Below are 12,075 nucleotides of genomic sequence, written 5' to 3'. Positions count from 1 at the left end.
GAACCCCAATGCTGGCGTACGGTGACGCCCGTGTCACGTGATGGCGTCACAATCGGCATCGACGTCGGCAGCACCGCGGTCAAGGCGGTCGCCGCGGACGCCGACGGCCGGGTGACGGCGCGGGCGCGGATCCCGCACGAATTGCGGGTGCCGGCGCCGAACCGGCTCGAGCACGACGCCGACCAGGCGTGGCGGCGGGGGCCGTTGGCCGCCCTCGCGCGGCTGGACCGCCCGGACGCCAGGGCGGTGGCGGTCTCCGCGATGGTGCCGTCGCTGACGGCCGTCGACGCCGCGGGGGTGCCGACCACACCGGGGCTGCTGTACGGCGACGAACGGGGCCGGACGGCACAACAGGAGGCGCAGCCGCTGCCGGCGCTGGGGGAGGCCGCGGAATTCCTGCGCTGGACCGCGGCCCAGGCGCCGGGCGCGGCCGCGTACTGGCCGGCACCGGCGGTGGCCAACCACGCGCTGGCGGGCGAGGCGGTGATCGACTTCGCCACCGCCGCCACCGCGTATCCGCTGTTCGAGGGGACCGGCTGGAATGCCGAGGCGTGCGCCGAACGCGGCGCGAGGCCCGAGCAGATGCCGCGGGTGGAAAGCATGGGCGCCGCCGTGGGGCAGGTGCACGGCACCGGCGCGGCGCTGGCGATCGGCGCGATCGACGCGCTGTGCGAACAGATCGTGGCCGGTGCCGACCGCGTCGGCGACGTGCTGGTGCTGTGCGGCACCACCTTGATCGTGTGGACCACCATCTCGGAGCCCCGGCAGGTGCCCGGCCTGTGGACGATCCCCCACACCGCAGCGGGGAAGAGCCAGATCGGCGGGGCCAGCAACGCCGGCGGCCTGTTTCTCGGCTGGGTGGACCGCGTCGTCGCGCCCGGCGATCCGGCCGCCGCGCGGCCCGGGCGCGTGCCGGTGTGGTCGCCGTACATCCGCGGCGAACGCACCCCGTTCCACGACCCGGATCGCCGGGCCATGCTCGACGCCCTGGACCTCACCCACGACGCCGCCGCGCTGCGGCGGGCCGCCTACGAGGCGTCCGGCTTCGTGGTCCGCCAGCTCATCGAGCTCAGCGGGGCGCCGGCGGCGCGCATCGTCGCCACCGGCGGCGGAACCCGCGTCGCGCCGTGGATGCGGGCCATCGCCGACGCCACCGGGCGGCCGGTCGAGGTGTCCGCCGTGCCGGAAGGGGCGGCGCTGGGCGCGGCGTTCCTGGCGCGCATGGCCGCCGGCCTGGAAACCTCGATCGCCGACGCCGCCCGCTGGGCCCGCACCGAGCGCGTAGTCGAACCCGACCCCGCCTGGGCCGCCCCGATCGAGGATCGCTACCAGCGGTTCCTGGAACTGGGAAACCGCCGATGTAGCGCGCTCCCCGGGGCGGCGTTCTAGGCTGGTGCAATGACCGACCAGGACCGCAAAGCCGCCCGCCGCGAGATCGCCGATGCCTTGTTGAAAGCCCTTGAACGGCGGCATGAAATCGCCGACGTCGTGGTCGAGTCCGAGAACAACGCGGCCGCGGTCGAGGCGATCGTCCGGCTGCTCGACACCTCCCACCTGGCCGCCGAAGCGGTGATGGGGATGTCGTTCGCTCAGCTCACGGTCGACTCGCGCCGCAAGATCCTGGCCGAACTCGAGGACCTGAACAAACAGCTCAGCTTCACCCTCGGCGAGCGCCCGGCCAGCTCCGGGGAGACGCTCGAGCTGCGGCCCTTCTCCGCCGACAAGGATCGCGACATCTTTGCCGCCCGCACCGAGGACATGGGCGCCGCCGGCGACGGGTCGGGCGGGCCGGCGGGCAACCTCGACGACGAGATCAGCGCGGCGCTCGGGCGCCTCGACGACGAGGAGGCCGCCTGGTTCGTGGCCGTCGATTCCGGCGAGAAGGTCGGCATGGTGTTCGGCGAGCTGCTCGGCGGCGAGGTGAACGTGCGCATCTGGATCCACCCGGAGCACCGCAAGAAGGGCTACGGCACCGCCGCGCTGCGCAAGTCGCGCACCGAGATGGCGTGGTGCTTCCCCGCCGTGCCGATGGTGGTGCGGGCGCCGGCCGCCAGGCCTAGCTAGCCCAGCGTCGCGGTGACGGTGACGATGTTGCGCAGCTGCGACGTCTCGTCCTGCGGGAACGTCAGCCCGTAGTCGGCGAAGTACTCCCGCCGCTCGCGGGTGGTGACCTGCCAGCCGTGGCCCGACAGGTAGTCCACGACGTTGCTGCGCTCGCCGTCGAAGAACAGCCCGGAGAGGTCGATGTCGCAGCCGATGTTCGCCCAGCGCCGGTTGAACTGCTTGGCGCGTTCGGTCATCGTCCGGCCGGAATCGCCGTGAAATTCGGTGGCCAGCTTGCTGCCCGGCGCGCTGAGCTCGGTGATGTTGTCGAACAGCTTGTCCTGGGCTTCGGGCGGCAGGTACATCAACAGGCCCTCGGCGCTCCACGACGTGGGCTGCGCGGGGTCAAACCCGCTGCGCCGCAACGCTTCCGGCCAGTCGTCGCGCAGATCGACGCTGACCGTCCGCCGGTCCGCGGTCGGGGCGGCGCCCAGCTGCGCCATCGCGGCGCTCTTGAACTCGACGACCTTGGGCTGGTCCACCTCGTAGACCACGCTGCCGGGCGGCCAACTCAACCGGTAGGCGCGGGCGTCGAGGCCGGCCGCGAGGATCACCGACTGGCGGATGCCGTCGCGGGCGGCGTTCAGAAAGAAGTCGTCGAAGAAGCGGGTGCGCACGGCGATCGAGTCGGTCTCCAGCTGCAGATCACGGTCCCCGTCATCCCCGCCCGGCGGGACGACCTCGCCGTCGACCAGCTGGCGGAAGAATTCCAGGCCGACCGCCCGTACCAGCGGCGCCGCGAACGGGTCGTCGATGATCGGGTTGCTACCCTCGCTGGCCAGCGCACGTGCCGCGGCGACCATCGTGGCCGTGGCACCGACGCTGGACGCCAGGTCCCAGCTGTCTTGGTCAGTGCGTGTCATGGTGCTCCTATTTATTTAGCAAATGCAACGAGCCACCAGAACTCTACGCCCCGTGGCTTACGGCTTCCTGTGTTGTTCCGAGCGTCAAACGGGCTGTGGCCGACGGCCCTGGACGGGCCCACCCGAATCAGCTGTTAGTCTCGTACACGGTTTGACGCGCTATAGATAAGGCGGCCGTACGTCCTGGCCTGCGGGTGTTGGGCGCGTAATGCAGGAGACCCCCCGGCTGCGCAGGAGGAAGAGTGCTTTCGGCTTTCATCTCATCGCTGCGGACAGTCGATCTGAGACGGAAGATCCTCTTCACGCTGGGCATCGTCGTTCTCTATCGGCTGGGCGCCGCGCTGCCGTCCCCCGGCGTCAACTTCCCGAACGTCCAGCAGTGCATCAAGGAGGCCAGCGGCGGCGCGGCCGGCCAGATCTATTCGCTGATCAACCTGTTCTCCGGCGGTGCGCTGCTGAAACTGACGGTGTTCGCGGTCGGGGTGATGCCCTACATCACGGCCAGCATCATCGTGCAGCTACTCACCGTGGTCATCCCGCGGTTCGAGGAACTGCGCAAGGAGGGCCAGTCCGGCCAGGCCAAGATGACGCAGTACACCCGCTACCTGGCCATCGCGCTGGCCATCCTGCAGGCCACCAGCATCGTGGCCCTGGCGGCCAACGGCGGGCTGCTGCAGGGCTGCTCGCTGGACATCATCGCCGACCAGAGCATCTTCACCCTGGTGGTCATCGTGATGGTGATGACCGCCGGCGCGGCCCTGGTGATGTGGATGGGTGAGCTGATCACCGAGCGCGGCATCGGCAACGGCATGTCGTTGCTGATCTTCGTCGGCATCGCGGCGCGCATCCCATCCGAGGGCAAGACCATCCTGGACAGCCGCGGTGGGGCCATCTTCGCCGCCGTCTGCGTCGCCGCCCTGGTGATCATCGTCGGCGTGGTGTTCGTCGAGCAGGGTCAGCGGCGCATCCCGGTGCAATACGCCAAGCGCATGGTGGGCCGGCGGATGTACGGCGGAACGTCGACGTACCTGCCGCTGAAGGTCAACCAGGCCGGCGTCATCCCGGTCATCTTCGCGTCGTCGCTGATCTACATCCCGCACCTGATCACGCAGCTGATCCGCAGCGGCAGCGGCGGCGTGGGCAACAGCTGGTGGGACAAGTTCGTCGGCAGTTACCTGTCCGACCCCAGCGACCCGATCTACATCAGCACTTATTTCGGGCTGATCATCTTTTTCACGTACTTCTATGTGTCGATCACGTTCAACCCAGACGAACGCGCCGACGAAATGAAGAAGTTCGGTGGCTTCATTCCCGGCATTCGACCGGGCAAGCCCACCGCCGACTACCTGCGCTATGTGCTGAGCCGGATCACCCTGCCGGGCTCGATCTACCTCGGCGCCATCTCGGTGCTGCCCAACCTGTTCTTGCAGATCGGCAATGGCGGAGCGGTTCAGAATTTGCCGTTCGGCGGTACCGCGGTTTTGATCATGATTGGCGTCGGTTTGGATACGGTCAAGCAAATCGAGAGCCAGCTGATGCAGCGCAACTATGAAGGGTTCCTCAAGTGAGAGTCGTTTTGCTGGGACCGCCGGGGGCGGGCAAGGGAACGCAGGCCCAGAAGCTCTCCGAAAAGCTCGGAATTCCGCACATCTCCACCGGGGAGCTGTTCCGCAGCAACATCGAGAACGGAACCAAACTCGGGTGCGAGGCCAAGCGCTACCTGGACGCCGGCGACCTGGTGCCCTCGGAGCTGACCAACCAGCTCGTCGACGACCGCCTCAGCGATGACGACGCGGCCAACGGCTTCATCCTGGACGGCTATCCGCGGTCCACGGAGCAGGCCAAGGCGCTGCACGACATGCTGGGGCGCCGCGGCACCGACATCGACGCCGTGCTGGAGTTCCGCGTCTCGGAGGAGGAGTTGTTGCAGCGCCTCAAGTCGCGGGGCCGCGCCGACGACACCGACGACGTGATCCTGAACCGGATGAAGGTCTACCGCGACGAGACCGCGCCGCTGCTCGAGTACTACCGCGACGAACTCAGGACGGTCGACGCCGTCGGCGGCATGGACGAAGTGTTCGCCCGCGCCCTGCAGGCGCTGGGCAAGTAATCGTGAGCGCGCTGGCGCGGCTGCGAAGCCGCAAAGTCGTGCCGCAGCGCACCGCCGACGAACTCGACGCGATGGCCGCGGCGGGGGCGGTGGTCGCGGCCGCGTTGCAGGCGGTGCGGGCGGCGGCGGTGGCAGGCGTGTCGACCCTGAGCCTCGATGAGATCGCCGAGGCGGTGATCCGCGAGGCGGGCGCCATCCCGTCGTTCCTCGGCTATCACGGCTACCCCGCGTCGATCTGCGCGTCGGTCAACGAGCGGGTGGTGCACGGGATCCCGTCGGCCGCAGAGGTGTTGGCTCCGGGCGACCTGGTGTCCATCGACTGCGGGGCGGTGCTGGACGGCTGGCACGGCGACGCCGCGGTCACGTTCGGCGTCGGGAGCCTCGACGCGGCCGATGCGGCGCTGTGCGACGCCACCCGGGAATCGCTGGAGGCCGGCATCGCCGCGATGGTCCCCGGCAACCGGCTCACCGACGTATCGCACGCCATCGAGGCGGGCACGCGGGCGGCCGAGGGCCGGCACGGGCGGGCGTTCGGGATCGTGGAGGGCTACGGCGGCCACGGCATCGGCCGGCACATGCACATGGACCCGTTCCTGCCCAACGAGGGCTCGCCCGGGCGCGGCCCGCTGCTGGCCCCCGGATCGGTGCTGGCCATCGAGCCGATGCTGACCCTCGGCACGGGCAAGACCGTGGTGCTCGACGACGAGTGGACGGTCACTACCTCCGACGGTTCCCGCGCGGCACACTGGGAACACACCGTGGCGGTCACCGACGCCGGTCCGCGCATCCTGACGCTGGCTTAGCGTGAACTAAACCGCCATTCGACTCGTTTCAGTAGTCGGAGGTGATGGAGTGGCCCGTGTGGCAAGCAATCGGAGGGCGTCGGGGGCTGCCGAGGCCGCTCTGATGAAGGCGCTCTACGACGAGCACGCGGCGGTCTTGTGGCGCTACGCGCTTCGGTTGACCGGGGACGCGAGCCAGTCCGAGGACGTGGTGCAGGAGACGTTGCTGCGGGCCTGGCAGCATCCGGAGGTCGTCGGGGACACGGAGCGCTCGGCGCGGGCGTGGCTGTTCACGGTCGCCCGCAACATGATCATCGACGACCGGCGCGGCGCGCGGTTCCGCAACGTCGTCGCTTCGACCGACGAGGCGGGCGCGCCGGAACGGTCGACGCCGGACGAGGTGAACGCGGCGCTGGACCGGCTGCTGATCGCCGACGCGATGGTGCAGCTGTCGGCCGAGCACCGGGCCGTGATCGACCGGTCCTACTACCGCGGATGGACGACTGCGCAGATTGCTGCAGACCTCGGCATCGCCGAGGGGACGGTGAAGTCGCGATTACACTACGCCGTGCGGGCGTTGCGGCTCACTCTGCAGGAACTTGGAGTTACCCGCTAAGGGGCTCCGAAATGCTTGAAGGGTGATGAGGGAATGGATGAGATGAATACGCCGCTACGGGGCCTCGGCCCGCCCGCCGATCCGTACGTGATGTGGGATGCCGCATACGTTTTGGGCTCGTTGTCGGCCGCCGAGCGGCGCGAATTCGAGGCGCACCTGGCGCACTGCCCCGCGTGCCGCGAGGCGGTCGCGGACCTCAGTGGCGTGCCCGCCCTGCTGTCCCAGCTGGGCCGGGACGAGGTGGCCGCGATGAACGAGGCCGGGTTGCCGGCCACACCGGAGATGTCGCCGGAGCTGTTGCCGTCGTTGCTGGCCAAGGTGAGCTGGCGCCGGCGCCGCACGCGCATCGTGACCTGGGTGGCCTCGTCGGCCGCGGCCGTGGTGCTCGCGATCGGCGTGTTCGTCGGGCTGCAGGGGTATTCGTCGTCCTCGTCGCAGCAGGTGGCCGCCTCCTCGGCGCCGATGGCGCAGGTGGGCACCACCCTGCTGACGTCGACGGTGCAGCTGTCCAGCCAGCACTGGGGGACGTCCATCAACCTGCGGTGCGTGTGCCTGGCCCCGCTCAACGCGCACCACGACACCCTGGCGATGGTGGTCGTGGGCCGCGACGGCAGCCAGACCCGGCTGGCGACCTGGGTGGCCGAACCCGGCCACACGGCGACGCCCGCGGGCAGCATCTCGACTCCGGTCGACCAGATCGCCGCCGTGCAGGTGGTGGCCGCCGACAGCGGCCAGGTTCTGCTGCAGCGTTCGCTGTAGGGGTCGGGAGCTGACGTGACTGGCCACCGGCGTCCGCTTCGGGCGCTGGTGGTGGGCGCCGGGGTCGGGGGCATCTCGGTCGCCCGCGGACTGTTGCGGGACGGCCATGACGTCACCGTCTACGAGCGTCGACCCGAGCTGCGGGCGCCCGGCGGCGCGGTGACGATCTGGTCCAACGGCGACACGGTGCTGCGGCAGCTGGGCGTCGACATGGACGGGGCCGGTCAGCTGCTGTCCACCGTGCGGGCCGTCACCCGCACCGGCCGTCCGCTCGCCACGCTCGACGTGTCGGTGATGGCGGACCGGCTGGGCGCGCCCGTGCGGATGGTGCCGCGCCGGGTCCTGCTGGAACGGTTGCTGGACGGCTTCCCGGCCGACCGCATCCGATGCGGCTCCCGCGCGATCGCGTTCGAGGACACCCGCGACGGCGTGCGGGTCGAGTTCGCCGACGGCCGCGCGGTCGAGGGGGATCTGCTGATCGGCGCCGACGGCCTGCACTCGATGGTCCGCGACCGCGTCGGCGGCCGGCAGGCCCGGCCCACCGGCTGGTGCAGCTGGCAGGGGCTGACCACGCTCGCGGAGGTCCCGGACAAGGGCACCGCGCTGATGGTCATCGGCGAGCGGGGAAACCTCGGCCTGTGGCCGGCCGGGGGCACCGACGTGCAGTGGTGGTTCGACCTGCCGTGGTCCTACGGCTTCGTGCGGCCGCAGCGCCCGATCGAGGAGATCCGGTCCCATTTCACCGGCTGGTCCGACGCCGTCGACCGGGTGCTGGCGGCCCTGACCGACGACGACCTGGCGCACTCGCCGTATCCGCACTTCCGCCATCCCATACCGCCGGCGGGCCGGGGCCCGATCACGCTGCTCGGTGACGCCGCCCACACGATGCCGCCCACCCTGGCGCAGGGGACCAACCAGGCGCTGCTGGACACCATGGTGCTGTGCAAGGCGCTCGCCGACGCGGCGACGAACGACGACGTGCCGAAAGCGCTGCGCCGGTACGAGAGGACCCGCAGGCACAGGGTGATGGCAGTGTCCCGGGTGGCTTCGCTGCCGGTCTCGCACGGGGAGGTCGTGCTGCGCCCGGCCGCACTGATCCCCGACCGGCTGCAGGCCGCCGCGCTGACGATGTTCCTGCGCTGGACGAGCCATCGTAGGATGTCCGCAGAGATCGACCGAGAAATGGGGGCAGCGACGACCAGCCGATCCAGCCCATGAACGACGAATCCGTCAGGGTGCGAGGCGATTTCGATGCGCCCTCGCGCTGGCTCTGGCTGGTGAAGTGGTGCGTGCTGGCGGTCCCGCACTACCCGATCCTGATCGGGCTCTACCTGATCTTTCCGCTGTCGACCGTCGTCGCCGGCGTCGCCATCCTGTTCACCGGGCGGTACCCGCGACCCCTGTTCGACTTCAACGTCGGTGTGCTGCGCTGGTCCTGGCGGGTGATGAACTTCCGATTCCCGATGAACAGCACGGACCAATATCCGCCGTTCACGCTCGCGTCGCGCCCCGACTATCCCGGCGACCTGCAGGTGGATTATCCGGAGCGGCTGCGCAATTGGGCCGTGCTGGTGAAGTGGCTGCTGGCCATTCCGCAGATACTGCTCTGCTGGTCGATGGAGCCGCTGCTGCAGCTGCTGTGCGTGATCGCCGCGGTGTCGTTGTTGTGCACCGCGACCATTCCGCCGGGGATGTTCGACCTGCTGCTGGGCATCGTGCGCTGGCGCTACCGGGTGGCCGTCTACGTCTCCCTGATGCGCGACGAATATCCGCCGTTCCGAATGGATTTGGGCGCCCGGTGACGCGCCGCAATCCGCTGTTCCCGTACGTGTATCGGTTCGGCCAGCCGGTCTTCGACCGGCTGTTCTACCACCGGTACCGCCGGGCGGCGCTCAGCAACGCCGTCGGGCGGCTGCTGATGCTCGGCCTGGGGCCGGGCACCGATTTGAGGTTCCTGCCCGCCGCGGTGACGTCGGTGGCCGCCGTGGAGCCGGTGGCGCCGTTCCGGCGGATGGCGGCCCGGCTGGCCGCCCGGCACGGCATCGCCGTCGACATCGTCGAGGGCGCGGGCGAGTCGATTCCCTTCCCGGACAACAGCTTCGACTCCGTGCACATCGGGCTCGTGTTGTGTTCGGTCGACGACGTGCCCGCCACCCTCGCCGAGATCCGCCGGGTCCTCACCCCGGGCGGCAGGCTGGTCGTCCTCGAGCATGTGCGGGGCGAGGGCGCGACGGGCCGGTTCCAGGACTTGGTGGCCAAGCCGTGGTCGTGGGTGGCCGCCGGGTGCGAGCCGAATCGGCGGACCCTGGAATCGATCGCCGCGGCGGGGTTCGACACCACGGCGCTGCGCACCATCGGCCGCACCCCGGTCCCGTTCCCGTGCAAGCCTCATCTGCAGGGGTTCGCCACCCTCACTCCACGCTGACGGCCTCGATGATGTTCAGCCGCGCCGCGCGCCGCGCGGGCGGCACCGAACCGAGCAGGCAGATCACCAGCGCCCCCGCGGTGAAGGCCAGGGCCATCGGGCTCAGGCGGAAGCCGACCCGGAAATTCATGATGTCCCCGCTGATGAGGCTGAACAGCCACTGGTCGGTCAGGCCGAACAGCAGCCCCAAAATCCCACCGACGAAACCGATTCCGGCCGCCTCCGCCAGGACGGTCCGCAGGGTGAACCGGCGGCTGGACCCCATGGCCCGCAGGACGCCGATCTCGCGGCGGCGCTCGGTCACCGACAGCGTCAGCGTGTTGAGCAGCGCGACGCCGGCCACGGCCACGACGATGACCCAGACCGCGTTGGCGATGAACATGCTCTGGTGCAGCGGCGCTTCCAGCCCCGCCAGCGCGGCGCGGCCGTCGTACACATGGTTCGGGGCCGGCACCGCCCGGCGGACCTCGGCCAGCAGGCGCCTCGGATCGGCGCCCGGCGCCGCGGTGATCTGCAGGGTGGTCGCCGCCGGGCGATCGAACCACGCCCGCAGGTGCTCGAGATCCATTCCGACCGTGCCGATCACGGTCGAGAAGAACGGCACCAGCGCCAGCACCTGAGCTTGCCGGGGACCCTGCGGCGTCTGCAGCTGCAGCCGATCGCCGGCGCGGACGTGCAGGGTACTGCCGAGGTTCTGCGTGAGCACCACGCCGCGGCCGGCGAGCACGTCGGCGCGCACCCGTTCGTCGAGCGCGCGGAACAGCGAATCGTGGGTTCCGTCGGCGAAGCCGTCGAGCAGGACGCGGGTTCCGCCGACGACGGCGAACCCGAATGCCCCCTCGGTGACCCGCCCCACCCCGGGCAGGGTGGCCACCTTATCCGAAAGGCCTTGCGGCAGTGCGTCGGTGGGGTAGCTGTCGGGGGCATCCGCGCTCACCCACACGTCGACGCCGGCGGCGGGGGCGAACAGGGCGCGGGCCGAGCGGATCATGTCGGCGTTGGTGCCGGTGATCACCACGGTGGTGACCACGCCGATCAGCACCGTCATCACGGTGGCCCACACGCGCCGCGGCGCGCGTTCGACGGTGGCCGCCGCGAGCGCGCCGAACGATCCGAACAGGCGAGCCGTCGCGGCCGTGGCCGCGACGATGGGTGCGGTGAGCGCGAAGCCCAGCGCGATCTCGGCGCTGAGCAGCGCGGCCATCGCGACGAAGGCCAGCGTGCCGTGCTGGCCGATGACGACCCAGATCGACGCCGCGGCCACGGCGACGGCGCCCGCCCCGGCGGCGACCCGCAGCCAGCGCGGCACCACGTCCGCCGCCGATGCCCCGACGGGCGCCAGGGCCTCGATCGGGGCGACCTTGTACACCTGCCGCGCCGCCATCGCCGACGCGACCACGCTGGTGATCGCCGTCGCCGCCAGGGCTATCGGGATGGCGTAGCCGGGCAGCCCGTACTCGACGCGGGCCTCGAGCCCCTGGGTCATCGCCGGGGGCAGCCGGCCGATCGCGAGGTGGCCCGCGAGGATGCCGATGCCCGAACCGATGGCCCCGCCGATGAGCCCGAGGATCGCCGCCTCGCCGAGCATGTCGCCGACGATGGTGACGCGCCGGCCGCCGATCGCGCGCAGCATCGAGATGACCGGCCGGCGCTGGGTGATCGCCATCGTCATCGTGGTGTAGATCAAAAACGCGCCGACCACCAGCGCGACGGCGGCACCCAGCAGCGCCATGTAGTTCATCAGCCTGACCCCGTCGCCGGCCCGGGCCGCCCGCACGCTGGGCGCGGCGACCAGCGCGCGGCCGTTCACCGCGACGGTGACCGCGGCGCGGACGGCGCCCAGATCGGCACCCGGCTTGGTGGTGATCAGTATCGAGTCGAGTTGACCGGCGCGGCCGGTCACGTTCTGCGCCAACGCAAGTGGCGCGAGGACGTAGTGCCCGCCGTTGAGGTCCGCGAACTGCTTGCCGGCCAGCACCTCGGTGACGGTGACCGACCCCGAGCCCAGTTGCAGCGTCTGGCCCTTCGCGTAGCCGACCCGCGGCCCCACCTGGACGCCGTTGGGCGTGGCGGACAGCTCCTGCACCGGGCGAGCGACCGCGTCCTTGAGCGCGCCGCCCAGCGCGGCGGTGCTGGCGTCCGCGCCGAGCAGCAACACCGGCCCCGTCGCCGTGGCGGCGGACGTCCTGATCATCGGCGCGGCGGTCGCGACGCCGGGGACCGCGGCCACGTCGGCCAGTACGGCGTCGGGGTACCCGGCGTCGGTGATGCCCGACACCTCCAGCGCGGCCACGCCGGCGATCCCGTCGGCCAGCCGGTTGACCGATCCGGTGATGGACCCGAAGATGCCGAAGATCGCGACCAGATACGTTGCGGAGACGGCCATCACGGCGATCGACGCGAGCGTGCGGCGGCGA

The 12,075-nt window shown here is 70.7% G+C and carries 12 protein-coding genes; 10 read left to right on the top strand and 2 right to left on the bottom strand.

Translation table 11 applies throughout. The annotated features are described in order from the left end of the window. Positions 1-30: 30 nt before the first annotated feature. Both A5680_RS13685 and A5680_RS13680 read left to right on the top strand, forming a co-directional pair. On the top strand, positions 31-1,389 hold the full coding sequence (locus tag A5680_RS13685) for an FGGY-family carbohydrate kinase (RefSeq protein WP_067820195.1): 1,359 nt from the start codon (positions 31-33) through the stop codon (positions 1,387-1,389). Between the two features lie 9 nt (positions 1,390-1,398). Then, complete coding sequence (locus A5680_RS13680) at positions 1,399-2,064, top strand: GNAT family N-acetyltransferase (RefSeq protein ID WP_055401813.1); 666 nt, start codon at positions 1,399-1,401, stop codon at positions 2,062-2,064. Here A5680_RS13680 and A5680_RS13675 read toward each other — a convergent pair. Further along, entirely contained in the window at positions 2,061-2,966 is a 906-nt protein-coding gene (locus A5680_RS13675) for a class I SAM-dependent methyltransferase (protein WP_067820121.1), read from the bottom strand. The genes A5680_RS13680 and A5680_RS13675 overlap by 4 nt on opposite strands. Before the next feature lie 242 nt (positions 2,967-3,208). On the opposite strand from A5680_RS13675, the gene secY reads away from it, so the two are divergent. The 8 genes from secY to A5680_RS13635 are packed head-to-tail and all read left to right on the top strand — an operon-like array spanning position 3,209 to position 9,658. Then, the gene (secY, locus tag A5680_RS13670) at positions 3,209-4,534 is read left to right on the top strand and encodes a preprotein translocase subunit SecY (RefSeq protein WP_067820117.1); all 1,326 of its coding nucleotides are present in this window, start codon (positions 3,209-3,211) and stop codon (positions 4,532-4,534) included. Beyond that, a complete protein-coding gene (locus A5680_RS13665; RefSeq protein WP_067820114.1) occupies positions 4,531-5,076 on the top strand; it encodes an adenylate kinase in 546 nt (181 codons plus the stop codon). The genes secY and A5680_RS13665 overlap by 4 nt, the downstream gene beginning before the upstream one ends. A gap of 2 nt (positions 5,077-5,078) precedes the next feature. After that, positions 5,079-5,879 carry a type I methionyl aminopeptidase gene (map, locus tag A5680_RS13660; RefSeq protein WP_055405234.1) on the top strand — a complete coding sequence of 267 codons (801 nt, stop codon included), beginning with the start codon at positions 5,079-5,081 and terminating at the stop codon, positions 5,877-5,879. Between the two features lie 49 nt (positions 5,880-5,928). Then, a complete protein-coding gene (locus tag A5680_RS13655; RefSeq protein ID WP_082970360.1) occupies positions 5,929-6,474 on the top strand; it encodes a sigma-70 family RNA polymerase sigma factor in 546 nt (181 codons plus the stop codon). A 42-nt stretch (positions 6,475-6,516) separates the two neighbouring features. Then, complete coding sequence (locus tag A5680_RS13650; protein WP_156349710.1) at positions 6,517-7,233, top strand: anti-sigma factor; 717 nt, start codon at positions 6,517-6,519, stop codon at positions 7,231-7,233. 15 nt (positions 7,234-7,248) lie between these two features. Further along, positions 7,249-8,451, top strand: a complete 1,203-nt coding sequence (locus tag A5680_RS13645) for an NAD(P)/FAD-dependent oxidoreductase (protein ID WP_067820108.1) — start codon at positions 7,249-7,251, stop codon at positions 8,449-8,451. Between the two features lie 17 nt (positions 8,452-8,468). Beyond that, positions 8,469-9,035, top strand: a complete 567-nt coding sequence (locus tag A5680_RS13640; protein WP_067820192.1) for a DUF4389 domain-containing protein — start codon at positions 8,469-8,471, stop codon at positions 9,033-9,035. Continuing rightward, positions 9,032-9,658, top strand: a complete 627-nt coding sequence (locus A5680_RS13635; RefSeq protein ID WP_055405230.1) for a class I SAM-dependent methyltransferase — start codon at positions 9,032-9,034, stop codon at positions 9,656-9,658. Before A5680_RS13640 ends, A5680_RS13635 begins: the two co-directional genes overlap by 4 nt. Here A5680_RS13635 and A5680_RS13630 read toward each other — a convergent pair. Further along, complete coding sequence (locus A5680_RS13630; RefSeq protein ID WP_231977625.1) at positions 9,645-12,044, bottom strand: ABC transporter permease; 2,400 nt, start codon at positions 12,042-12,044, stop codon at positions 9,645-9,647. The two genes, A5680_RS13635 and A5680_RS13630, sit on opposite strands and share 14 nt — an antisense overlap. Between the last annotated feature and the right edge of the window lie 31 nt (positions 12,045-12,075).

It is taken from the genome of Mycobacterium sp. E2989, assembly GCF_001667595.1.
GTDB lineage: Bacteria > Actinomycetota > Actinomycetes > Mycobacteriales > Mycobacteriaceae > Mycobacterium.
The sequence above is the reverse complement of the archived record's forward strand: the minus strand, read 5'-3'. Positions and strand labels throughout refer to the sequence as shown.